Source organism: Halolamina sp. CBA1230 (assembly GCF_002025255.2).
Lineage (GTDB): Archaea > Halobacteriota > Halobacteria > Halobacteriales > Haloferacaceae > Halolamina.
This window is the reverse complement of record NZ_CP054587.1, coordinates 2,083,832-2,106,700: the sequence shown is the minus strand read 5'-3', so window position 1 is coordinate 2,106,700 and position 22,869 is coordinate 2,083,832. Positions and strand designations below refer to the sequence as shown.

Sequence of the window (22,869 nt, the reverse complement as noted above, 5' to 3'; positions counted from 1 at the left end):
AGCCAGCAGGGGCGCGTGGGGCTTAAAACGGCCGACGCTGGCAGGTTTCAGGCGGTCGCGGTCGCCTCGTCGGCGGTGATCGTCCCCCACGCGAGCAGCGCCATCGAAACCGTCAGCAGGAGCCCCCAGACGTACGCCAGCATCAGCGCCGGCGGGAACACGCCCTCCATCAGCACCGTCGCGGGCAGCAGCCACTGGCCGGCGATAAGCCCCCAGACGGCGACCTGCCGGCGGGTGCCCGACAGCGTCGTGCGCTCGATGGCGAACCCGGACACCACCGCGAGGATCGCGAGGATCCCGAAGTGGGCGTGGGCGCCGACCGAGACGGCCGGGAGCCCCGGCCCCATCGGGGAGATCATGTACGACTGGATCATCCCCCAGATCATCTGGACCGTCAGCGCGACGTAGCCGGAGGTACGAAGTACCCGTGACATGGTAGCCCAGTCGATTGATTCTCAGATACTTGAGTGTGCTGATACGTCCTGTGGTCACGGACACCGTCAAGTCGCCGGCGCCCCACCGGCCGCTATGGAGCACACGACGGTCGTCGTGACCGGCGCCGGCGGCGCCATCGGCGGCGCGCTGGTCGAGGCGTTCGCCGACGAGGGTGCGACGGTGTTCGCGGGCGTCCACGAGGAGGGAGGACGCTTCGCGGACGCCGACCGCGTCGAGACGATGCGCGTCGACGCTCGCGACGAGTTCGACGTCGAGTACCTGATGGAGGACGCCGCCCGGACCGGCGAGATCGACCTCGTCGTCCCCTGTGCGGCCGTCTTCCACGGCGATCCCGGCGAGCAACGGCTGGCCGACGAGGGGTACGCCGCCTTCGACGACGAGTACCGCACCAACGCCCGCGGCGTGTTCGTCGCGGTCAAGGAAGCGCTACCCCACCTCGCCGACGACGCGCGGGTGCTGGTCCCCTCCGGGTCGGTCGCCCAAGAGGCGAAACCGGGCTACGGCGGCTACGCGGTGTCGAAAGCCGCCGCCGAAGCGGTGGCGCGGCAGTTCGCCGCCGAGATCGAGCCCGCCGTCGGTGTCGTCGACCCCGGTGGCGTCGCCAGCGATCTCACGGGCGGGCAGGGGCGCGATCCCGCCGACGTGGTGGGGCTGTTCCGCTGGGCGGCGACGAGCGTCGACGCCGAGGATCTGGACGGCGAACGGCTCGGCTTGTCCGACTGGAAGCAGGCGACGCGATAGAGCCGTACGTTCTTCACCCCGCCGCGCGTTGGCTCGGGCATGCAACTGGAGGCGATCCGGACCGCGGACGGCGAGACGGTGTACGTCGACCACACCGACGGCGAGAAGGGGTCGAAGGCGCCCTTCCTCGTCGCCTACGTCTCCGAGGCCGGCGAGGAGCGCTGGGGCTACTTCTGTGGCAACTGCGAGACGACCGACAACGCGATGGACGCGATGGGCCGGATCGAGTGCAACGTCTGTGGCAACGTGAAAAAGCCCGACGAGTGGGACGCGGCGCATGAGTGAGCCACGGCTCGCGACCTGTCTCGGACTCCGTTCCGAGACGACGGAGACTGTGCCGTGGCTTGCGACGAGTACACGCGAATGACGGACCCGCAGTACGTCGTCAACGTCGACCCCGTGATCGCCCGCGAGACGACGGAGGGAACGAAGTACCTCGTGATCGTCCGGAGCGAGAACGAGGACCACGCACCCGGGATGCTCGGGTTCCCCGGCGGGAAAGTGGAGGCCGGCCCGGGCGAGGCCGACGTGCTCGAAGCGACCGCGAAACGCGAGGCCCGCGAGGAGGCCGGCGTCGAGATCCAGAACATCGCGCAGGTGACGAGCACGACGTTCGAGCTCGATTACGGCCCGACGTGTCTGAACGTCGTCGTCACCGCCGACTACGCCGGCGGCGAGGCCCGCGTGGCCGACCCCGAGGAGGTGGCGGCGGTCGAGTGGCGCAGCGCCGACGCCGTGGTCGAGGACGAGGATACGCCGCCGTGGACCGCCGAGTTGCTGGACGACGTGGTCGCGTACCGGGCGTAGGCTGGTGTGAACCCCACCGAGTCCGTCGAGAACGAAGTTTTTGTCCGTCCGGTTCGACTCTCCCCGACGTGATCAGTCTCGGGATCGTGCTCGCGTTCGGCGCGCTGGTGTTGTTCGGCGGGTGGGCGGTGACTGCGGGCGTCGCGACCCGGTCGCTGTCGGCCGTGAACGCCGTGTTCCTCTCCTACGTGGCGAGTATAACCCTCGTCGGCGGGTACGTCCTCTGGATGCGCCGGCCGATCTCCGGCACCGGGACGGACGTGGGCTTTGCGCTACTTTCGGGGGCGTTTCTCGCGATCGGGTCCATCAGCTTCTACGCCGCGCTCGAGAAGGGGAGCATCGCGGTCGTGTCGGCGATCGCCGCGCTGTACTTCGTCATCCCCGTGATCGTCGGGGTCGTCTACTTCGAGGCGGACCTCAGTACGGCGAACGTCGCCGGCATCGGACTGGCGATCGTCGCCGTCGTCCTCATCTCCTCCTGACGCCGGAGAACTGCCGAACGCGAGCGACTACGGGTGGGCGTAGTACGCCATCGACTCCCCCTCTGCGACCTGCTCGTCGACTCGCGCGAAGCCGACGCGCTCGAACTGGACCATCTCGTTCTCGTCGTACTCGGCGTACCCCGGCTCCGCGCGGCCGGTCTCATCGCCGTCCATCGTCCGCAGTCGCACGTCGACACTCTCGCCCGCTGGCACCCAGTGGATCACGTCCACGTCGCCGCTCTTGACGACCGAGAGATCGTCGTCGGTGTGTTCGAAGCCGTCGGCGGTTCGCTTTACGGGACCGAACCCTTTGAGCCAGACCTTGCCGCCTTCCTCGGGCAGGTCCTGCTCCTCGACCAGCACCGCGTCGCCGACGGGAATATCACGGTCGCCGCGCTCCTCGTGGTCGGGGTGCAGCGGCGGATTGGCGACCTCGGGACCGGCCGAAACCGCCACTTCGACGCCGTCGCGGACGAAGAACCGCCGGTCGGCGTCGTCGTCGATCAGCTCGCGGTTGTTGGAGTACACCGTCGACATCGCCAGATCCACGTCGGAGGTGGAGAGCCCGAGTTCGAGCATCGCGTCGACGAGCGCCTGCCCCCGAATCCCGCGCCGGCGCACGGAGGCGATGGTGGGGGCGCGCGGGTCGTCCCAGCCCGAGAGCTCGCCGTTCTCGATCTTCTCGATGATCGTCGACGTGCTCATCTTCACGTCGTAGGCGTCGATCTGGACGTGGCCCCAGTGGAGCACTTCGGGGTACTCCCAGTCGAAGTAGTCGTACACGAACCGCTGGCGCTTCGCGGAGTCCTGCAGGTCGATGCCGCGGATGATGTGGGTGACGCCGGTGAGGTGGTCGTCGATACCGGACTGGAAGTCGAGCATCGGCCAGCAGCGGTACTCGCTGGCCTCCTCGCGGGGGTGGGGGGTGTCGACCATCCGGAACGCGACCCAGTCACGGAGCGCGGGGTTCTTGTGCTCGATGTCGGTCTTCACCCGGAGCACCATCTCGCCGGAACTGTACTCGCCGGCGACCATCGCATCGAACTCCTCGTGAACCGTCTCCCGGTCCTTCTCGCGGTGCGGGCAGGCCTCGGCGTCGTTTTTGAGTTCCGAGAACGTCTCGCCCGAGCAGGAGCAGGTGTACGCGCCGCCCTCGTCGATGAGGTTCCGGGCGTGCTCGTAGTACGTCTCGACGCGGTCGGAGGCTTTCAGCACCTGGTCGGGCGTGAAGCCGAGGTACTCGATGTCGTCGAGGATCGCGTCGTAGGCGTCCAGATCCGGCCGCTTGGTTTCGGGATCGGTGTCGTCGAACCGGACGATGAAGTGGCCGTCGTATATCTCCTCGGTGTAGGTGCCCATCACCGACGGCATGCGGGCGTGGCCGAGATGCCACGGGCCGTTGGGGTTGGGTGCCGCGCGCATGCGGATCTCGTCGTACTCCTCGGCGTTCGGGAGGTCGGGCAGGATCTGGTCGTCCGCCTCCTCCTCGGCCATCAGCTCCTCGTACAGGTCGGGAGCGATCTCCTGCAGGCGCTCCTCCTGGGCCGCTTCCTCCATCCCGTTGACGCGGGAGACGACCGGGGCGACGACGCCCGCGATCTCGTCGCCGTGCTGGCGAAAGTCGGGGTTCTCGCCCATCAGCGGCCCCATGATCGGGCCGACCTCGGCGTCGCTGCCGTGTTCGAGCGCGTTGAACAGGGCGTGCTTCTCGGCCTCCCGTTCGACCCGCTCGCGGAGATCCTCGTCCATTACGTGGGACTATCGGCGGTGCTCGCAAAAAGGGTGTGAATCGGGCGGCGCGGCTACTCCCGGTGGTACGCCCCCCACTTCGGGAGCGACCGCCGGTACAGCCCCAGCCCCGCCGCGGCCAGTGCCACGCCACCCACGCCGAGCGCCGCCAACAGTCCCCCAGACACCGGCGCCAGCGCGAACGCGACCACCAGGATCGGCACCAGCGGGACCGCGACGGCGGCACCGAAGGCGGCGTACAGTCCGGTGTCGAACAGGAACTCGTTGGGCGAGAGCCCGGCGAGGTAGATCGTCAGCCCGAACACGTAGCAGGCGACGCCGACGAGGACGGCCGCGCCGACGACGGCCTCCCCCAGTGGCGTCCCGCGCCAGAGAACGCCCACCGCGTAGAACGCCAGCCCCACCGCGGGGCCGAGCAGCAGGAACGCCCGGAGTTTCCCGTGGAACACCGCCTCGGCGTCGATCGGGTGGGCGAGGTAGCTCTCTACGTCGTCGTTCGTCGTGAGCCAGTTGTACGTCGTAAAGCCAGTCAGCCCCAGCACCGCGCCGAAGGAGACGCCGACGGAGGGCGCGACGCCGGTGATGTCCGACGCGAGGTCGACGAGTCCCGCGGTGACGCCGAGCAGGATCGCCGCGGAGAACAGCACCTTCCCGAAGCCGCCGGAGCTGCGGTGGACATCGAGGAGGGTTTTCGCCGCTACGGGGTCGTCGACGCGGGCGAGCCAGCGGCGGAAATCTGGCCCCACGGAGCGATCGGTCGACTGGACCTGCGGGTCGAACGTCGCCGCGCCGACGGCGTACGCCGCGAGGATCAGCGCGACGGAGGCGGCGGCGCTCACGAGGTCCGGGCTCTCGTGGAGGCCGTACGGCGTGTAGCCGAGGACCGGAACGCCCGCGTACCACGCCACGGCGGCGCCGGCGAGGAGAAGGAGCAGCAGCCCACGACCCGGGAGTCCGTTCGCCGAGAGCCCCACGCCGGCGATCGTGAGACCGATCCCGAGCACGAACGTGGCCACGAGCGTCCCCCACAGCAGCGGGATCGTCGCGAGGCCGACCTCGGCGCCGGCCAGCGCCGCGGGCGCGACGCCGACGGCCATCGGCAGTAGGAACAGGATCGCGTAGTAGATCACGTCTTTCAGCACGAAGATCCCCAGCAAGCGCGCCTGCGAGAGCGGCAGCGTCCGGGCGGAGAACACGATCAGCGTCACGTCGCCGAGCACGTTCCCCACCGCGTCGCGGCCGACGAAGCCGATCGAACCGGTATGGAGGCCGAACACGAACGCCAGCGCGTGCATCCCGGCGACGACGGCGCCGGGGTCGGTGCCCGTGAAGTCCAGCAGCCAGACCGCGCCGGCGACGAGCGCGACCACCAGCAGCGGGAACGCGCCGAAGCGGCCGCCGCCGAGCAGTTCGCTGTGCAGGCGCCACTCCTCGCGCAGCATCTCCCGGAACACGCGCCGGTCGCGGTCCCACTGGCTCGGCTGCTCCGCGCTCCCCTCCTCACTCATCGTCGGTCCACTCCCCTGCATCGACGTTCGCGACGAACACGTCGAGCAGCGTCTCGTCCTCGTCGAGCTCGCTCGGTTCGACCTCCGCGACCAGTTCGCCGGCGTTGACGATCCCGACCCGCGAGCAGAGCTCCGCCGCGACCTCGACGTTGTGTGTCGAGACGACGACGGTGTTGCCCGCCTCGCGGTAGCTCGTGAGAAACCGCCTCACGCGCTCCTGGACGATGGGGTCGAGGTTGGCGAGCGGTTCGTCGATGAACACCACCTCGGGCTCGTGGAGAAAGGCGCCGGCGATCATCGTCTTCTGCTGCTGGCCCCGCGAGAGATCCGTCGAGAGCGTGTCGAGCTTCTCGGCGAAGCTCAGGCGCTCGGCCCAGCGCTCGGTCCCCTCGTCGACGCGCTCGTCGGCCATCCCCCGGACGGCGCCGACGAACTGGAAGTACTCCCGCGGCGTCGAGAAGCTGGGCGGCGACTCCTTCTCGGGGAGGATCCCCACTCGTTCGCGGACGCCGATGGGGTCTGTCTCGGGGTCGACCTCCAAGACCGCGGCCTCGCCCGAATCGGCGAGGGTCTGCCCGGTCAGCACCTCCATCGCCGTCGTCTTCCCCGCGCCGTTGGGGCCGAGCAGCCCGTACAGTTCGCCCGACTCGACCGACAGCGAGAGGCCGTCGAGCGCGGCCACGTCGCCGTATGACTTCCGCAGGTCGTCGGTTCGGATCACGCTCATGAACGCCCGTTCAGCCGGCGGGGTGATAGATGGTCCGGCGCCGGCTATCGATCGTGAGACTCGGAGCCGTCGGGGACGGTGATCTCGACCGTCGTCCCGCCGTCGGTCTCGAAGGAGAGCTCGCCGTTGAGCGTCATCACGGCCCACTTGAGCTGCCAGAGGCCGAGGCCGGTGCCGTGTTCGAGGCTGGGTTCGGTCCCGGCCGCCAGCGCGTCGAGCTCCCCGTCGGGGATGCCCGGGCCGTCGTCGGTGACTCGAACGGTGTACCCGGCCGGCCGTTCCGTGACGGTGACGGCGACGGCGTCGTCGGCGTGGGTGAGCGCGTTGTCGACGGCGCTCTCGACGGCACTGGTGAGCGCGCGCTCGTTGCTCACCACGGTCGCGGACGAAGGGGTGTCGACGCTGACCGAGACGGCCGCGTCCGCGGCGCCGGCGTCGTCGACGGCGCGCTCAACCGCCCGGCCGACGTCGAGCCGTGCGTCGTCGTGTGACTCGGAGATGAACCGGTCGATCCGACGAGTCCGGCGACCGAGCGCGGCGATGGAGTCCACGGCGTCGATGATGGCGTCCGCCCGTGGCTCGTCGTCGAGCACTTCGGCGTTGGCTTTCACCACGTCGGCCTCGTTGCGGAGGTTGTGTCTGAGGACGCGGTTCAGGACCGCGAGACGCTGTTCGCGGAGTTCGCGATCGGTCACGTCCCGGAGGCTGAGGCGCGCGCCGAGCCCGTTCCCGTGGGGGTCACTGACCGCCGACACCTGCGGGTCGTACTGGCGCGTGCCGGCGGTCGTCTCGACCGACACCGTCTCCGTGCGTCGAAGCGTCTCGGTGCTGTGGCCGAGTAGCTCGGTCAGCGGGCTCCCGGCCGCCTCGGAACGGTCCGTTCCGAGCACGTCGGCCGCGGTCCCGTTGCGTTCGACGACTCGGTCGCGGTCGTCGACGACCAGCATCAGGTCGTCCGTCTCCTCGACGAGCCCACGTTTCCCGAGCGTTCCGATGGCCGGCGTCGTGCCGAACAGGTCGTATCGGGCGAGCGCGACGGCGACAGCCAGCGTCGTGACACCGGTGCCGGCAGCGAACACGGCTGCTCTCCCTCCCGGCGCCATCTCGGCCGGCGGGGTCATCGTGTTCCACACGACCAGCGGGAGTACCGGTGCGGCAGCGATGCTGACACCCTGACCGAGCGAGACGTGGCCGGCGGCGGACGCGGACTGGCACAGCAGATAGCTCCCCCCGGCGACGAGCGCGACGGTGTAGATGAACGTCACCGAGCCCAGCGAACTCAGGACGGCGTTGCCCGAGTCGACCGGACTCAGCGCGAGCTGCAGGGCGACGAACGCGTACGGCAGCGCCAGCAGTCCGGCCGTCCGCCCGCCGACGTCGATCCGGGTCCCCGTGTACTGGAGGGTGAAGAGGAACCAGGGGTACGTCGCGAACAGCCAGAACCACACCGGGAGCTGTGGCCATATCGCTCCACCGATGCCGACGCCGGCCGCCGGAACGAGGCCGACGAGAGCCGTTGCCAGGCAGCCGACGCCGAGCGTCCCGGCGAACAGGGTGAACGCCCCTCGCCCCAACCGTGGTGACAGCCGGTGGACCCGGTACCCCAGCCAACACAGCGTACACCCGCCGAGCCCACCGAGAACGACGAGAGCGCTGACGAGCGAAGCCATGGTTCGGGGTTCCGCCCGTGCCAGTAAAAGCCTCCCCGTTGAGACGGCGACGGACGGCGGGTTCACGCTCCGACGAGGCGTCTGACCGGAAGCGTTACCAAGCGAGCTGACCAAACGTTCAGCCATGAGCTGGGACCGTTCGTCGATATCCGAGCAGCGTGGCCGCACCGTCGTCGTCACCGGCGCGAACAGCGGGCTCGGCTACGAGGCCACCGCGGCGTTCGCGGGCCACGGCGCCGACGTGGTGATGGCCTGCCGGAGCCTCGACCGCGGGCGGACGGCCGCCGAGGAGATCCGGGAATCGCTCGCCGACGCGCCCGCGTGGGCGTCGGCGCCCGACGCGGGGTCGCTGACGGTGATGGAGCTCGATCTGGCGGATCTGGACTCGGTCGCGAGCTTCGCCGACCAGTTCGGCGAGCGGTTCGACGAGCTGCACGTGCTCTGTAACAACGCCGGCGTGATGGCGGTCCCCCGCGGCGAGACCGAAGACGGGTTCGAGCGCCAGTTCGGGGTCAACCACCTCGGCCACTTCGCGCTCACGGGCCACCTGCTCGACGACCTCCGGGCGACCGACGGCGAGACCAGAGTAGTCACCCAGAGCAGCGGCGTCCACGAGCAGGGCGAGATCGAGTTCGACGACCTCCAGGGCGAGGAGTCGTACGACAAGTGGGGCGCCTACGCCCAGAGCAAACTCGCGAACCTCCTCTTCGCCTACGAACTGGACCGGCGGCTCGCGGCCGACGACGAGAACGTCACCAGCGTCGGCTGCCACCCCGGCTTCGCCGACACGAACCTCCAGGCTCGCGGGCCCAAGGAGGCGGGCTCGACGCTGCGGCTCTGGATGATGAAAGCCGCCAACGCCCTGCTCGGCCAGTCGGCCACTCAGGGCGCGCTGCCGATGCTGTACGCGGCGACCGAGGACGGGATCGACGGCGGCGAGTACGTCGGTCCCGGCGGCCTGCTGAACATGCGCGGCGCGCCGGAGATCCAGGAGTCGAGCGCCGCGTCGTCCGACGAGGCGGCCGCCGATCGCCTCTGGGCGGTCTCGGAGGATCTCACTGGCGTCGAGTACGATCTGCCCGACGCGTAGCGTCCCACATCCCGCCGATCGCGTCGGTAGGCGTCGCCTCGAGACCGGTACGACTCCCGTAACAAACCGTCGCTGGGCCCGACGTGCGTGTATGGCAGACGTCGCTCGTCGCCTCCCCGCCAGGGGTGGTCCGTTCGCCGGGGTGACGACTCGTGGACTGTCCGCCCGGATGCCGAACGAACGGGCGTGCTGTCGGCACGATAACGACACCCCGTGGCGCCGACGATGAGCGTCGTGTCACGGGTCGTGCCCGACAGGCTCCACTCGGCCGCGTCGACCGTTCGCGCCGTCGTCGCTCTCGCGCGCCGGCAGAACCTCACGCACGTGGCCGCCGGGGTCGCCTACTACGCGTTCGTGTCGGTCGTCCCCCTCCTCCTGCTCCTCGTTGCGGTCAGCTCGCTCCTCGGCGGCGAACCCCTGACCGACCGCGTGCTGGCTCTGATGGGTCAGCAGCTCTCGTCGTCGGGCCAGCGAGCCGTGGCCGAGATGCTGACCGACACCGCCGGTCGAGGGACGGCGTCGGTGGTGGGCGTCGTCGTGCTGGCCTGGAGCGCGCTCCGGGTGTTCCGGGGGCTCGACCAGGGCGTCAGGGAGATGTACCGGGACGCGCCCGACAGTTCGTTGCTCGAGCAGTTCCGGAACGGCATCGTCGTGGGCGCCGGCCTCGTGCTCGCGATCACGGTCGTCGTGTTCGTCGACGTCGTGCTCCCGACCGTCCCGCTGTCCGTCCCCGTCGTCGGCGACCCGCGGCGGATCGCCCTCGCGGTCGTGCTGGCGACCGTGTTCGTCCCGATCTACTACGTCCTCTCGCCGGTCGACACGTCGATCCGGGCGGTGGTCCCGGGCGCCGTCGTCGCCGCCGTTGGCTGGGTCGTCCTCCAGGTCGCGTTCCGGATCTACGCCGACAGCGCTGGCCGCTACGGCGCCTACGGCGTGCTCGGCGCGCTCCTGCTGTTCGTCACCTGGCTCTACTTCGCCAGCATCGTCGTGCTGCTCGGTGCGGCAGTCAACGCCGTCCGGCAGGGCGCGAAGAAGTGACTGCTTCGGAGTCAGTCGATCGGAACGAACGGCGAAAACGGGATCGACGCCGCGAACTGGAAAGCCGGAGCCGCGAGCCGCCGTTACTGGAACGTCGGCGCCGCGGGCTCGGTCCCCTCGGCGGGTTCGCTCTTCTGGAAACGCTCCTCGATCTGCTGGTACTGCTCGCGGGTGTCGTCGGTGACGGAGGCCACCACCTCGTCGAGCGCGTCCTCGAAGTGGTCCATCGTCACGCGGACGTTCCCCACGCTCTCGACGGTCTCCTCGGGCGAGACGCTGTTGATGAACTCCCGGGTGGCGTTCATCGACGCCTCGCGGGCCAGCGCCTCGAGGTCCGCGCCGACGAACCCGTCGGTGCGGCTCGCGATCTCGTCGAGATCCACGTCGTCGGCCAGCGGCTTCTCGCGGGTGTGCACCTCGAGGATCGCGCGGCGGGCGTCCTCGTCGGGCACGGGCACGTGGACGTGGCGGTCCAGCCGGCCGGGGCGGATCAGCGCGCTGTCGATCAGGTCCGGACGGTTCGTGGTGGCGACGACCACCACGTCCTCCAGTTCCTCGAGTCCGTCGAGCTCCGTGAGGAGCTGGGAGACGACGCGCTCGCCGACGCCGGAGTCGCCGGAGTTCTTCCCGCGCTCGGTCGCGATGGCGTCGATCTCGTCGAAGAACACCACCGTCGGGGCGTTCTCGCGGGCCTTGCTGAAGATCTCGCGGACGCCCTTCTCGGACTCGCCGACGTACTTGTCCAGCAGCTCCGGCCCTTTCACCGAGATGAAGTTGCTCTCGGCCTCGTTGGCCACCGCTTTCGCGAGCAGCGTCTTCCCGGTGCCGGGCGGACCGTACAGCAGCACGCCTTTCGCGCTGTCGACGTCCATCTGCTCGAACACCTCGGGGTAGTCGAGCGGCCACTGGATCGTCTCGCGCAGGCGCTCCTTCGTGCCTTCGAGGCCGCCGACGTCCTCCCAGGTGATGTCGGGCACCTCGACGAACACCTCCCGGAGTGCGCTGGGTTCGATCCCGCGGAGTGCCTTCTTGAAGTCGGCCTCGGTGACGTCGAGTCGTTCCAGCGTCTCCGCGTCGATCTCGTCCGCCTCGAGGTCGAGTTCGGGGCGGAACCGCCGGAGCGCGATCATCGCGGACTCCTTGGCCAGCGACTCCAGGTCGGCGCCGACGAACCCGTGGGTGTTCTCCGCGAGCTCCTCGATCTCCACGTCCTCCGCCAGCGGCATGTTGCGCGTGTGGACCTGCAGGATCTCCTCGCGGCCGTGGGTGTCGGGCACGCCGATCTCGATCTCGCGGTCGAAGCGGCCACCGCGACGGAGCGCGGGGTCGATGGCGTCGACGCGGTTGGTGGCGCCGATGACGACCAGCTCCCCGCGCTCCTCCAGCCCGTCCATCAGGCTGAGCAGTTGGGCCACGACGCGGCGCTCCACGTCGCCGCCGGCCTCGTCACGCTGGGGCGCGATCGAGTCGAGCTCGTCCATGAAGATGATCGCGGGGCTCTCCTGCTGGGCCTCCTCGAACACCTCGCGCAGCTGCTCCTCGGACTCCCCGTAGTACTTCGACATGATCTCGGGGCCCGAGATAGTGTGGAACGAGGCGTCGATCTCGTTGGCGACGGCCTTGGCGATCAGCGTCTTCCCGGTGCCGGGCGGGCCGTGCAGCAGCACGCCCTTCGGGGGCTCGATCCCCAGCCGGCTGAACAGCTCGGGGTGGCGCATCGGGAGCTCGATCATCTCCCTGACCTGCTCGAGTTCGTCGTCGAGGCCGCCGATGTCCTCGTAGGTCACGTCGGGGCCTTCGGTGCTCCCGGCGCCGCCGGCACCCGCGGCACCGCCGCGCTCGTCGCGGATCTGCTCGGCGGGCTGCTGGCTGATCTCGACCTCAGTCGAGTCCGTGATCACGACCGTCCCGTCGGGGTCGGTTTCGGCGATCTTCAGCGGGACTGCCTGCCCCTGCCCGCCCATGAGGCCGAACCCCAGCGGGAGCTGGACGTCCTGCCCGGCGGTGACGGGCTGGCCCGAGAGCTCCTTGCGTACGAGGCCGCCGATGTCACCGCGGATCCCCATGTTCTGGGGGAGCGCGACGGTGACGCTCTCGGCGGGGTTCACGTCGGCGGGCTCGACCTCAACGCGGTCGTCGATGCCGACGCTGGCCTCCTGGCGGAGCCGGCCATCGATGCGCACGACGCCGGTGCCGTCGTCCTCCGGGTAGCCCGGCCAGACGCGAGCGATGGCGGCGCCCTGCTTCCCCTCGATGCGGATGAAGTCGCCGCCGGAGAGATCCATCTCGTCGGCGGCGACGCGATCGACCGCCGCGAGGCGGCGGCCGGCGTCTTTCTGCTTCAGCGGCTTGACAGTGAGCTTCATTGTTCCACCTCGATCGTCAGCACGCCGTTGTTCACGCTGCTCTCACGAGGTTCGCCGGGGAGCTCGATCTCCCGTTCGGTCGAGGTGCCCTCCGGCCCCTCGACCACGACGATGACGGTCTCGCCGACGGTGTCGACGGCGACCTCCCCCTCGGCGTCGGCGAGATCGAGCGCGACCACGAGACTGTCGTCGTACTCGTAGACGCGACCGAACTCCTCGTCACGAATGCTGCGTTGGTGAGTGGTCATTAGCTAACCCCAAGTAATCGGTGTGCGTATTTAAAGACTTCGCCAGAAAACCGCACGAGGGCGACGACCCACACCGGAACGGGTGATGTAGCGGTTCGGTTCGGCGGCTGTCACGGGCGGCGTTCGGCCCACTGGCCTGGGCGCTCTCCCGCGGATTTATGCTCGCCCCGGCTGACACGCAGGTATGAAGCGGGTTTCGCACCACGGCCGGGGGACCTCGTACCGTCGTTCGGCACGGGTCGACGAGGGGCCGGGACTGCTCTGTGTTCACGGGAGCGGCGGGAACGCGGGCGTCTGGAAGTCGCAGTCGCGGCTGGCCGACCGGACGCCGGTGACGGCGATGGATCTGAGCGACCACGGCGAGAGCGGGTCGCTGACCGCCCAGGCGGGGTATGAGACGCTGTCGGGGTACGCCGCCGACGTCGTCGCCGTCGCCGAGGCGACGGGCGATCGCGTGCTGTGTGGCAACTCGCTGGGCGGCGCGGTGGCGATGCTGGTCGCGATCGAGCGCGATCTCGACCTCGACGGTCTCGTGCTCGCGGGGACGGGCGCGCGACTGCCCGTGCTCGACGACCTGCTCGTCTGGCTCCAGTCGGATTTCGACCGCGCGGTGGAGTTCCTCCACGGCCCGGATCGGCTGTTCCACGACCCCGACGACGAGCTGGTGGAGATCAGCGAGGCGGCGATGCGCGATACGGGCCGAGAAGTCACGGCCCGGGATTTCCGGACCTGCCACACGTTCGACGTGCGCGAGCGGCTGGAGGAGATCGACGTGCCGACGCTCGCGGTCGTCGGCGAGCACGACCAGCTCACGCCGCCGCACTACCACGAGGCGCTGTCGGAGGCGATCCCGTACTGCGAGGTCGCGGTGATCGACGACGCCGCCCACCTGGCGATGCTCGAACAGCCCGAGGCGTTCAACAGCGCGCTGGCGTCGTTCCTCGACCGTCTCTGATGCCCGAACGCGTCGCCACGACCGACCCCGACGGGGTGGATTTCGGCTGGGTGATGCAGGTGACGTTCGTGCTGACCATCGTCGTCGGCGCGCCGCTCGTGACGCTGCTGTCGACGCAGGCCACGCTCCCGGACTGGGGCTCTCGAGTGTCGTTCGCCGTCCGGGTCGGCGCGCCGGTGTGGGTGCTCACGGGACTGTGTGTGTACCTCTACGCGCGGCGGAAGGAGCGAGCCGACGACAGCGACGAGTAGCTACTCCTCGACCCAGCGAAAGCGCACGCCGGCCCGCTCGGCGGTCTCCCGGTCGCGCTCGGAGTCGCCGACGAACACCGCCTCGTCGCCGTCGACGCCCATCGCCGACAGCGTCGCGAGCAGCGGTTCGGGGTCGGGTTTGTAGCTGCCGACCGTGTCCCGGCCGACGACGGCCTCGACGTCGAGGCCGTGGCGCTCGAGCGCGATCCGGCAGGCGGCCTCGCTGTTGAGCGAGCAGACGCCAACGGGGCCGTCGTGGGCGCGGAGGTCGTCGATCAGGGCCAGCGCGGGCGCCTCGCGGGCGGCTTCGCGCTCGTGCTCGCCGACGACCGCCTCGAAGCGCTCGCGGGTGTCGGTCGACTCCGCGAGGTCGAGCAGCCCCCAGAGGTCGCGGTCGCCGGGGTCGAGGCCGCGGGATCGGAGGTCGGCGGCGAGGTCGTCGCGTGCAGCGTTCCAGTCGACGGGGAGGGAGACGAGCGTGCCGTCGAGGTCGTAGACGACGGGGGTCATGGTGGTGTGGAGGTGGTTCAGGGGGAAAAGGGGTTGGGCGGATTGGATGGTAGTGGATTTGGTTTACGATCGAGATAGCGAACCGACCGCGACAGCAGCTCGATCGTTGGCAACTGAGACCGCGACAGCAGCTCGATGCTAGACCACTTGCGACCGCACCACCCCGCACAGCCCACAGACCTCCCCAGCCGACTCACTCGCTCACGTTCGTTCGCTCCTTCGTCCCTCGCGCTCGGTTCGCGGACGGAGCCGCGAACGCTTCGCGCCAATTCCGGCGGCGGTGCGGTGGACGCCTCGCGGCCGGCGACCGCCGCCGGCCGCGGGGGGAGGGGTGGGGAATCAGCGCTGCGCTGGACCTCGTGTCCAGCGCCTTGCGGTCACAAGTGGTCATGCTTCGAGATGCTGTTGCGGTCGCTGTTGCTGTCTCAGAAGTCAACGGTCGAGATGCTGTTGCGGTCGCGGTTGCCGTCGCAGTACCCGAAAACGTAGTCACTACCGCCGAGGAAAAGAACAACTCCGAATAACCGCGTACCCACGTTCAAGTACCCTGACACCCATCCACACGTATGGCGGGGCCCGAACCCCAGCAGCTACGCCGCCTGATCGACCGCTTCCCACAGCCACCCGACGACGACCAGTTCGCCCACGCCGACGACCTGCTCGACGGCGCCTACGACCGCATGGCCGGCGCGTGGTACGACCGTCTCCGGGACCTCACAGACGCCTACGCCGACGGCGACGCCCTCCGCGAGGAACTGCTCGCCCACGCCGAAGCCGTCCCCGCGTTCCGCCTGAGCGACGGTGCCGCGCCGCTTCGCGAACGCCGAAGACGACTGACGGAGGCCGCCGACGCACACCCGGTAATCGCCGAGGTAGCGGCGTGGTACGGCGACCTCCGGGACCTGCTCGAAGACGATCCCGACGACCTCACGCCAGTCGAGCGCGCGCTGCACGATTTCGGCTACGCCGTAGCCCACGGGCTGTTCCTCCGCGCCAGCGCACCCGAGACCGTGGTCCGCCGGCTCAGGCTCGCCTACCGCCTCGTCGGCGTCCGGATCGACGACACCGCGACCGACGGCGCCGAGCGCACGACGTTCACCTGCCCGTACCGGAACCTCGGCGCCGACCGCTGTGGAAAGCGCTGGCTCTGTCACGAGAAGCTCGACCGCGTCGACGACGGCTACGTCACCTACCTCGCGGAGCGCGGGATCGACTACCAGCGGCCGCGAGGCTGTGCCGGATCGGCGCAGTGCTACTCGACGGTCGCCCGGGAGAGCCCCGAGCAGTGGTGGCCGAAGACGCCGCCCGACGCGGTGAGCGAGTCGTGACCGCTCCCGAGCACCGCGACCGCGTGCGGGAGAGCTACGGCCGCTGGGCGCGGTTCTACGACTGGTTCGCGCGAGCGACCGCCGACGTCGGCGGCGTCAGGGACGCCTGCGTCGAGGCGCTGGACCTGAACCGCGGCGACACGGTGGTCGAGTTCGGCTGCGGCCCCGGGCCGAACCTTCCCGCGCTCCGCGAAGCGGTCGGTCCGTCGGGCCACGTCGTCGGCGTCGACCTCACCGGGCGGATGCTCGACCGTGCGCGGGCGCTCGTCGCCCGCCGCGGCTGGCAGAACGTCTCGCTCGTGCAGGCCGACGCCGCCACCCCGCCGGTCGCCGACGCGGACGCGGTGCTGTCGACGTTCGTCACGTCGCTGTTTCCCGATCCGGCGGCGGTGGTCGGTGAGTGGTGCGAATTGGCCGACCGCGTCGTCGTCGCCAGTTTCGCGCCGCGGGGGAACCGCACGGCGAACGCGGCGCTGTGGGCGTTCACGCGCCTGAGCACGTCGCTGTTCGACGCCGGCGGCGAGAACGCGCTCGGGCAACTCGATCGCCGGACGGCAGCCGCCCGGCGTGGGTTGGAAGCGCGGATGGACAGGGTGGAGAGTGGGACGTTCGTGTTCGGGACGGTGGTGGTGAGCGCCGGGTATCGGGAGTGAGGGTCGTCGGGCAGTGGAGAGGGGGATTCGAACGACGAGAACTCGGTTCGCCCGTTCTGTTCGCTGCACGGTCCGAGAGCGACGGGCGCTCCGCGACTATGCGATCCTTGCGGTGCACGATGGGAGTTCTGTCGAAACGTGGTTTCGGAGGTTTTCTACCCGGAAACACCTGTTACTGCGTATTGCTCAATGAGCTATTTGACTTTCTGCAAGGCATTTGTCAGTGAACGGTGATACTGTAACTATGAGGACGCGACTTCTACAGGGTGTGGGTGCGCTCAACGTCGTCGGCGGGACTATCGGAATCTGGTACGCGTTCCAACGCCAGATGTGTACGAACGTTGCTGGCGGGGCGAACAGTTGTGCTCCGAATATTGCCTATCTTCTCCCCGGAGTACTCGCCGTACTCGTCGGGGTTGGTCTCTTTGCGGGTATCGCCCGACGTGAGGGGTCCGGGAAGCCGCCAAGCGGCGAGACGTGATTGATCCCCACTGTACGGACCGATACGTTGAGTCTCCTGTATCGACAACCGGTGAGAGACAGACGTCTCCGAACGAAAACCTTCAGCAGAGATCAAGCGGACACGACGGGTGGAGCAGTCTCGCGGTCGTGAACGACAAGGAGTGAACGGGCGCGGTGGGATTCGAACCACGGTCGCTCCCGTTCGCTCGCTTCGCTCGCTCACCTCCCGCTCCCTGATTCGGAATCCCACCGCCGGCGCTCTCGGTCTCACTTCGTTCGACACGGGAAGCGGGCGCGGTGGGATTCGAACCCACGACCACCGGATGGCTCCCCCCGCGAGCCCACCGGGGTTAGAAGTCCGACGCTCTGTCCAGCTGAGCTACGCGCCCTCACCCGTCAATTACCCTCCGCGCGCAAAAGCGGCCGGGTTCGTCCCGTAGCCCTTAACCCCGCCAGCCGAGAACCCCGAGCCGATGCGTATCATCGGCACCGTCGGGCTGCCGGGCAGCGGCAAGGGCGAGGCCGCCGCGGTCGCCCGGGAGGAGGATATCCCCGTCGTGACGATGGGCGACGTGATCCGGGCGGAGACCCGGCGGCGCGGGCTCGACCCCACCGAACACCACGGCGAGATCGCCGGAAAGCTCCGCGAGGAGGAGGGCGAGACCGCCATCGCCGACCGCTGTATCCCGATGGTCCGGGAGGCCGCCGAGGGGCAGGACGACGAGCCGATCGTGCTCGTCGACGGCCTGCGCTCGATGGCCGAAGTGGAGCGGTTCGTCGACGCCTTCGGCGAGGACTTCCTGCTCGTCTCCATCGAGGCCCCCTTCGACCTGCGTGCGAAGCGACTGGGCGACCGCGGGCGCGAGGCGACCGACCTCGACCGCGAGAAGCTCCGCGAGCGCGAGGAGCGCGAACTCGGCTTCGGGATGGGCGAAGTGATCGACGCCGCCGACCTCACCATCGACAACGACGACAGTCTCGAACGCTTCCGCGAGCAGGTACGGGCGGTGCTGGAGCGCGGAACGACCGACATCCACGAGGAAGAGAGATGATCTACAGTATCGACGTCACGATCGAGGTGCCAGTGCAGGCGACGGAGGTAGCCGACCGCGTCGAGGACGCCGTCACCAACCTGTTCCCCGATGCGGAGTTCCGGCGCGAACCCGACCGCTTCGTCGCCGAGAGCCACTCGCTGGACGCGTTCTCCGACGTGCTCCACGAGCAGGAGATCCTCGACACCGCGCGCCGGGAGTTCTTCAACGGCGTGGACGATGGGGGGTTCGCGTTCTCGCTGAAGAAACAGCCCGCCTTCGAGGGTGTCGTCAACTTCGCCGTCGGCTCCGAGGACGAACTCGGCGACATCAAGGTCCGCGTCGACGTACGCGAGCCGGACGTGGAGTCGTTCATCGACCACGTCGCCCCGCCGACCGAGGAGGGGCGACCGATCGACCCCGAGACGGATCGGCGAGACACCGACGACTACCACGCCTCGAACTGATCGATGCGCCTCGGTCGGTACCACCGGACGCTCCTGCTAGCGACCGTCGTCGGCGTCGCCGTCGGCCTGTTCGCGACGGGGTTCCGGATGGCGTGGAAGGCCGGGCTCGATATCCTCTGGAGCGGGACCGTCGTCCCGTGGCATCGGATCGTCGTCAGCACCGTCGCCGGCGTCCTCATCGGCGGCATCGGGATGCTGACTCACTACCCCGGCTCGCTGGCGGCGGTCGTCCGCGACTTCCACGAACACGGCGCCATCCCGTCACGAGACAACGTTCCGGTCGTCCCGTCGAACTTCCTCGGACTGATCGCCGGGCAGGGTGCCGGCCCCGAGGGGATGATGAGCGTCGTCGGCGGCTCGCTGGGTACTCGCGTCGGCGACCGCCTCGACGCCGGCGGCCGCAAACTGCTCACCCTCGCCGGGATGGGCGCGGGGTTCGGCACGATCCTCGGCGCGCCCATCGGCGGCTCCTTGCTCTGGCTGGAACTCCCCCACCGTCGCGGGATCGAGTACTACGAGGCGATCGTCCCTACGCTCGTCGCCAGCTTCAGCGGCTACCTCGTGATGGTGTCGCTCGGCGGGCTCTCGCTGTTCAACGTCTGGGAGGCGGACCTGATGTACGAGTACGCCCCGTTCCACCTCGCCGCGGCGCTGCTCGTCGGGGTCGCAGCCGTGCCGCTCGGGCACGTCTACAACCGTGTGTTTTCGGCCGTCGGACGACTGTTCAACCGCTACTCCCCCCGGCTGATCGTCCGGACGACGCTGGCGGGGCTCGGGATCGGGCTGCTCGGCTACGCGCTCCCGCTCACCTACTTCTACGGCGGCAACCAGATCAACGCGGTGCTGAACGGGAACCACTCGCTCGCGCTCCTCGTCGCGGTGCTGGGCGGCGAGATGATCGCCGCGGCGCTCACGATCCAGGGAAACTGGCACGGCGGTCTCATCATCCCCCACATGTTCATGGGGGCGGTGCTCGGGCAGGCGCTCTCGCTGGTCGTCCCGGGGCTCCCCGCCCCGATCGCGATGCTCACGGGGATGGCCGCGTTCAACGCGACCGTCACCGGGACGCCGCTGTCCTCGGCGTTGATCGCCATCTCGCTCACCAACGGCGCGGCGATCGTCCCGGTGTTCCTCGGGAGCCTCGCGTCGTTCGTCGTCGGCCCCTCGGTCGGGTTCGTCGGCACCGAGGAGCCGCGCCGTGAACAGACGGGGCCACTGTTCGCGCTCGACGACGACGAGGTCGCTGACGACTAGAGCGTGACCTGCACCACCGCGAACAGCACCACCACGCCCAGCACGTCGCAAGTGTTCGTGACGACCGGGATCACCACGTCGTCGGGGTCCAGTCGGTAGCGGTAGGCGACGTACGTCGCGCCGAGCGTGATCAGAACCGCCAGCACCGCGAGCACCACGCCACTGAGAAGCGATATCCAGATCACCGTCCCGACCGACAGCCGCGCCCCGCCGAGCAGCGAGCGCAGCGCCCACGCCCCGGCGCCGACGACGGGGAACAGCGTCACCGCGAGCGCGACGGTCGCGACCGCGTTGCCCGCCAGCGACTCGTCCGCGGGCGAGAACTCGAGCGTCCCGAGGTGGAACGCCGTCGAGAGCCGCGAGGCGAGGACGCTCCCGAGGTTGCCCGCGGTGCCGATGGTGACGGGGACGAGCACCAGCAGCGTCGGGTAGCGGTACAGCGACGCCGCGAACGACCCCAACACGAGCCCCGAGCCGACCTCGACCATCGTCAGCGCGAGCAGCACGGGCAGCATCGCCCGCGTGATCGCGCGGACCGACCACTCCGTCGTCACGCGCCACCCCCGACGGCCAGCACGAGCCGCACCGCGAGCAGCAGGAAGGCGACGCCGAACACGTCGCCCGTCGTCGTGACGACCGGGCCGACGAGCGTGTCGGGGTCACGCCCACGCCGGTAGCCCGCGAACACGACGACGACCACCACGCCGATCAGCGCGACGCCGGAGAGCACGCCCGCGACGAGGCTGATCGCGACCAGCGTCGTCACGGGCGCCACCGTATCCCCCAGCGCCGTGAGGATCAAGAACACCGCGACGGCGGCGACGGCGCTCGCGAGCAGCCCGTTGGCCAGCGCGGCCGCCATCGCCCCGCGCAGCCGTCGATTGCCGAGGTCGACCCGCGGTTCGACCAGCCCCTGGTGGAGCCCGGTCGAGAGCCGCGCGCCGAGGCTGCCGTACACGTTCCCCCGCGTCGCCAGCAGCGCGGGGACGAGCACCAGCAGCCCCGGCACCGCCCGGAGTTCGGCCTGCATCCCGCCGAGCACGGCCCCCGCCAGCAACCCCCCGACAACGCTCGCGCCCAGCGCGGGCAGCGCGGCCTCGTACGCCTCCCGGGCGACGGCGAGGACGCTCATTGGCGGATCGTCGACGCCACGCGGCAAAAAAGCCCGCCAGCGCGCTCACTCCTCGCCGCCCAGCAGGGCGATAACTCCGAGCAGGGCGAGCGAGACCACCAGCGCGCCGCCGAGGGTCGCGAACGCGACGTCGTACCCCTGCGTGTCGATCAGAAACCCCGTCACGCCCGGCGCGACGGCGCCGGCGGACATCAGGATGGTTCGCACCACCCCGAGTCCGCCGCCGGCGGCGTCGTCGGGCAGCAGCGACATCAGAAAGGCGCTCCGGACGGGGCGGAACCCGTGACAGCCCAGTCCGAACAGGGCGACCGCGGCGCCGACGGCGAGCACGCCCTCGACCGAGAGCAGCAACGCCGCGCCGCCGACGGCGGCGACGACGGTGGCGAACAGCATCGGCAGCCGCCCCACGCGGTCGGTGAGTTCGCCAGTCCCCAACTGGATCAACGCGACAACGAACAGCACGGAGTAGATCGTGTTGGCGACGTTCGTCTCCAGCCCGAACCCGGCGTCGGCGGCGAGATAGCTCGGCAGGAACGCGATGACGCCGTTGTAGCCGAAGGCGAACGCGACGGTGACGCCGACGAACAACGCAACGCGGGGCGGTCGAATCAGTTCGAGGTAGCCGAGCAGCGAGCCGTCGATCCCGTTGTCGTCGCCGCTGGCTGCAGCGACGGCGCCGGTGCCGTCCAGATGCCGCGGCGTCCGACGGACGAACAGCACGGTCAGCGCGGCGACGACGACGACGCTGGCGAGGAACAGGCCCCGCCAGTCCGGCAGCGCGTAGGTGACCGCCAGCGGCGCCGCGACGCCGCCGAACGCCGCGACGGTGTCGAGCACGCCCAGCGCGCGGCCGGTCCGGTGCTCGTGGACCGCCGCGAGCAGGCGGACGGCGACGGTCTTGTGTGTCCCCGTCCCGAGACCGATCAGCAGCATCCCGCCGACGACGGCGAGGAACTCGCCCGGCACCGTCTCGATCGGGCCCAGCGGCACCGAGAGGTCGGGCAGCGGGATCGGCACCACCAGCGCCAGGGAGCCGGCGGCGGCGACGACGGCGCCGCCGGCGATCACCCGGACGGGTCCCTGTCGGTCGGCGATCACGCCCGAGGGGAACTGCATCAGCGCGTACACCGTCATCAGCGCCGAAAAGGCCAGCCCGGTCGCGGTGTTCGAGACGCCGAAGGCGGCCTGGAACGGCTCGAACAGCGGCGGGAACAGGTAGCGCACGAACTTCGCCATGAACCACAAAAGCGACGTGAGCACGAGCGCGTCGTAGCGCGCGAGGCGGCGAAGCTCCATCCGGGGGGCGCTACCCCGGCCGCGGGCAAAAAGCGCGGGGATGCGGCGAACGCGACGAGCGCTAGACGACGCCGAACGACGCGGCCACGGCGACGAGCAGCACGAGTAGCGTGACGCCGAGCCCGACGGTCAGCGGGACGTTCTCCATCGCCTTCTCGTGGAGCCCCATCTCGGCGTACTGCTCGGCGAACGCGTCGCGGTTCGCCTCGTCGTAGAAGTACTTCCTGCTGAGTGCGAACCGCTCGGTGACCGCACAGCCGGTACAGACGGGTGTCCCCTCCAGGCGCTCGGTCTCGATGTGGCTCCCACAGTTGACGCTGCCGCAGTTCTCGCAGTAGGTGTACGTCGACGCGTCGGCGTCGCAGTGGACACAGCGGTGGATCCTGTCCTCGACGGTCACTCTGGAGGGGCCGGCGGCGTAGTACTCGTAGGGGTAGCGGTACTCGCCGAGTTCGGTCGTCTGGCGGATCTCGGGCAGGTAGACGGGCGTGATCGACTGCACCGTCACGTCGGACTGCCGGGGCTCGCAGGTCTTGGTGTAGGTGACGTTGTTGTCGCCGGTGTAGTAAACTACCCCACCCTACTCCCTCGGCGCATACGCGCCTCGGTCCTTGAGGGTGTCGTCAGAACGCGATGCGTTCTGACTGC

General features: G+C 69.6%; 24 protein-coding genes, 1 tRNA gene and 1 pseudogene. 13 read left to right on the top strand and 13 right to left on the bottom strand.

The window, feature by feature from the left end; genetic code table 11:
* Nucleotides 1–47 precede the first annotated feature (47 nt).
* A complete protein-coding gene (locus tag B4589_RS11155) occupies nucleotides 48–434 on the bottom strand; it encodes a hypothetical protein (RefSeq protein WP_079234342.1) in 387 nt (128 codons plus the stop codon).
* A 94-nt stretch (nucleotides 435–528) separates the two neighbouring features.
* Here B4589_RS11155 and B4589_RS11150 point away from each other — a divergent pair, with 94 nt between their 5' ends.
* From B4589_RS11150 to B4589_RS11135, 4 genes are all read left to right on the top strand, one after another.
* On the top strand, nucleotides 529–1,197 hold the full coding sequence (locus tag B4589_RS11150; RefSeq protein WP_079234341.1) for an SDR family NAD(P)-dependent oxidoreductase: 669 nt from the start codon (nucleotides 529–531) through the stop codon (nucleotides 1,195–1,197).
* Between the two features lie 39 nt (nucleotides 1,198–1,236).
* Nucleotides 1,237–1,482: a DUF5816 domain-containing protein gene (locus B4589_RS11145; RefSeq protein WP_217920463.1), complete on the top strand. Its 246-nt coding sequence runs from the start codon at nucleotides 1,237–1,239 to the stop codon at nucleotides 1,480–1,482.
* Between the two features lie 78 nt (nucleotides 1,483–1,560).
* Entirely contained in the window at nucleotides 1,561–2,004 is a 444-nt protein-coding gene (locus B4589_RS11140) for an NUDIX hydrolase (protein WP_079234340.1), read from the top strand.
* Nucleotides 2,005–2,072: 68 nt separating this feature from the next.
* A complete protein-coding gene (locus tag B4589_RS11135; RefSeq protein WP_079234339.1) occupies nucleotides 2,073–2,486 on the top strand; it encodes an EamA family transporter in 414 nt (137 codons plus the stop codon).
* Nucleotides 2,487–2,513: 27 nt separating this feature from the next.
* On the opposite strand, the gene B4589_RS11130 is transcribed toward B4589_RS11135, so the two are convergent.
* The 4 genes from B4589_RS11130 to B4589_RS11115 are packed head-to-tail and all read right to left on the bottom strand — an operon-like array spanning nucleotide 2,514 to nucleotide 8,140.
* Nucleotides 2,514–4,235, bottom strand: a complete 1,722-nt coding sequence (locus tag B4589_RS11130; protein ID WP_079234338.1) for a glutamate--tRNA ligase — start codon at nucleotides 4,233–4,235, stop codon at nucleotides 2,514–2,516.
* Nucleotides 4,236–4,288: 53 nt separating this feature from the next.
* Nucleotides 4,289–5,743: a hypothetical protein gene (locus B4589_RS11125; protein ID WP_079234337.1), complete on the bottom strand. Its 1,455-nt coding sequence runs from the start codon at nucleotides 5,741–5,743 to the stop codon at nucleotides 4,289–4,291.
* Nucleotides 5,736–6,470 (bottom strand): ABC transporter ATP-binding protein, encoded by a 735-nt coding sequence (locus B4589_RS11120; protein WP_079234336.1) that lies wholly within the window; start codon nucleotides 6,468–6,470, stop codon nucleotides 5,736–5,738. Before B4589_RS11120 ends, B4589_RS11125 begins: the two co-directional genes overlap by 8 nt.
* 44 nt (nucleotides 6,471–6,514) lie before the next feature.
* Entirely contained in the window at nucleotides 6,515–8,140 is a 1,626-nt protein-coding gene (locus B4589_RS11115; protein WP_079234335.1) for an ATP-binding protein, read from the bottom strand.
* 124 nt (nucleotides 8,141–8,264) lie between these two features.
* Here B4589_RS11115 and B4589_RS11110 point away from each other — a divergent pair, with 124 nt between their 5' ends.
* Nucleotides 8,265–9,230, top strand: a complete 966-nt coding sequence (locus B4589_RS11110; RefSeq protein ID WP_079234334.1) for an oxidoreductase — start codon at nucleotides 8,265–8,267, stop codon at nucleotides 9,228–9,230.
* Between the two features lie 225 nt (nucleotides 9,231–9,455).
* Nucleotides 9,456–10,268: a YihY/virulence factor BrkB family protein gene (locus B4589_RS11105; protein ID WP_079234333.1), complete on the top strand. Its 813-nt coding sequence runs from the start codon at nucleotides 9,456–9,458 to the stop codon at nucleotides 10,266–10,268.
* A gap of 83 nt (nucleotides 10,269–10,351) precedes the next feature.
* On the opposite strand, the gene B4589_RS11100 is transcribed toward B4589_RS11105, so the two are convergent.
* On the bottom strand, nucleotides 10,352–12,634 hold the full coding sequence (locus B4589_RS11100; protein ID WP_079234332.1) for a CDC48 family AAA ATPase: 2,283 nt from the start codon (nucleotides 12,632–12,634) through the stop codon (nucleotides 10,352–10,354).
* Nucleotides 12,631–12,882 carry an Hsp20/alpha crystallin family protein gene (locus B4589_RS11095; RefSeq protein WP_079234331.1) on the bottom strand — a complete coding sequence of 84 codons (252 nt, stop codon included), beginning with the start codon at nucleotides 12,880–12,882 and terminating at the stop codon, nucleotides 12,631–12,633. Before B4589_RS11095 ends, B4589_RS11100 begins: the two co-directional genes overlap by 4 nt.
* A 184-nt stretch (nucleotides 12,883–13,066) precedes the next feature.
* Here B4589_RS11095 and B4589_RS11090 point away from each other — a divergent pair, with 184 nt between their 5' ends.
* Both B4589_RS11090 and B4589_RS11085 read left to right on the top strand, forming a co-directional pair.
* Nucleotides 13,067–13,837, top strand: a complete 771-nt coding sequence (locus B4589_RS11090) for an alpha/beta fold hydrolase (RefSeq protein ID WP_079234330.1) — start codon at nucleotides 13,067–13,069, stop codon at nucleotides 13,835–13,837.
* Nucleotides 13,837–14,088, top strand: a complete 252-nt coding sequence (locus B4589_RS11085; RefSeq protein ID WP_079234329.1) for a DUF5822 domain-containing protein — start codon at nucleotides 13,837–13,839, stop codon at nucleotides 14,086–14,088. The genes B4589_RS11090 and B4589_RS11085 overlap by 1 nt, the downstream gene beginning before the upstream one ends.
* Here B4589_RS11085 and B4589_RS11080 read toward each other — a convergent pair whose 3' ends face one another.
* Entirely contained in the window at nucleotides 14,089–14,598 is a 510-nt protein-coding gene (locus B4589_RS11080) for an HAD family hydrolase (RefSeq protein ID WP_079234328.1), read from the bottom strand.
* Between the two features lie 566 nt (nucleotides 14,599–15,164).
* Here B4589_RS11080 and B4589_RS11075 point away from each other — a divergent pair.
* Both B4589_RS11075 and B4589_RS11070 read left to right on the top strand, forming a co-directional pair.
* A complete protein-coding gene (locus B4589_RS11075) occupies nucleotides 15,165–15,926 on the top strand; it encodes a hypothetical protein (RefSeq protein ID WP_079234327.1) in 762 nt (253 codons plus the stop codon).
* Nucleotides 15,923–16,579 carry a class I SAM-dependent methyltransferase gene (locus tag B4589_RS11070; RefSeq protein ID WP_255246076.1) on the top strand — a complete coding sequence of 219 codons (657 nt, stop codon included), beginning with the start codon at nucleotides 15,923–15,925 and terminating at the stop codon, nucleotides 16,577–16,579. Before B4589_RS11075 ends, B4589_RS11070 begins: the two co-directional genes overlap by 4 nt.
* A 751-nt stretch (nucleotides 16,580–17,330) precedes the next feature.
* On the opposite strand, the gene B4589_RS11065 is transcribed toward B4589_RS11070, so the two are convergent.
* Nucleotides 17,331–17,430, bottom strand: a tRNA-Arg gene (locus B4589_RS11065).
* Between the two features lie 84 nt (nucleotides 17,431–17,514).
* Between B4589_RS11065 and B4589_RS11060 the strand changes: the two genes are divergently transcribed.
* Genes B4589_RS11060 through B4589_RS11050 form a run of 3 tightly spaced genes read left to right on the top strand, consistent with a single transcriptional unit; the run spans nucleotide 17,515 to nucleotide 19,793 of the window.
* Nucleotides 17,515–18,093 (top strand): AAA family ATPase, encoded by a 579-nt coding sequence (locus B4589_RS11060; protein ID WP_079234325.1) that lies wholly within the window; start codon nucleotides 17,515–17,517, stop codon nucleotides 18,091–18,093.
* Nucleotides 18,090–18,539, top strand: coding sequence for an RNA-binding domain-containing protein (locus B4589_RS11055; protein ID WP_079234324.1), 450 nt, complete (start codon nucleotides 18,090–18,092; stop codon nucleotides 18,537–18,539). The genes B4589_RS11060 and B4589_RS11055 overlap by 4 nt, the downstream gene beginning before the upstream one ends.
* Before the next feature lie 3 nt (nucleotides 18,540–18,542).
* Entirely contained in the window at nucleotides 18,543–19,793 is a 1,251-nt protein-coding gene (locus B4589_RS11050) for a chloride channel protein (protein WP_079234323.1), read from the top strand.
* On the opposite strand, the gene B4589_RS11045 is transcribed toward B4589_RS11050, so the two are convergent.
* The 4 genes and pseudogenes from B4589_RS11045 to B4589_RS11030 form a co-directional block, all read right to left on the bottom strand.
* Nucleotides 19,790–20,347: a magnesium transporter gene (locus tag B4589_RS11045; protein WP_079234322.1), complete on the bottom strand. Its 558-nt coding sequence runs from the start codon at nucleotides 20,345–20,347 to the stop codon at nucleotides 19,790–19,792. The genes B4589_RS11050 and B4589_RS11045 overlap by 4 nt on opposite strands.
* Nucleotides 20,344–20,925 (bottom strand): magnesium transporter, encoded by a 582-nt coding sequence (locus tag B4589_RS11040; protein WP_079234321.1) that lies wholly within the window; start codon nucleotides 20,923–20,925, stop codon nucleotides 20,344–20,346. Before B4589_RS11040 ends, B4589_RS11045 begins: the two co-directional genes overlap by 4 nt.
* Before the next feature lie 45 nt (nucleotides 20,926–20,970).
* Nucleotides 20,971–22,221 (bottom strand): MFS transporter, encoded by a 1,251-nt coding sequence (locus B4589_RS11035; RefSeq protein ID WP_079234320.1) that lies wholly within the window; start codon nucleotides 22,219–22,221, stop codon nucleotides 20,971–20,973.
* 61 nt (nucleotides 22,222–22,282) lie between these two features.
* A pseudogene (locus B4589_RS11030) lies at nucleotides 22,283–22,792 on the bottom strand (restriction endonuclease); the annotation flags it as partial.
* Nucleotides 22,793–22,869: the final 77 nt, after the last annotated feature.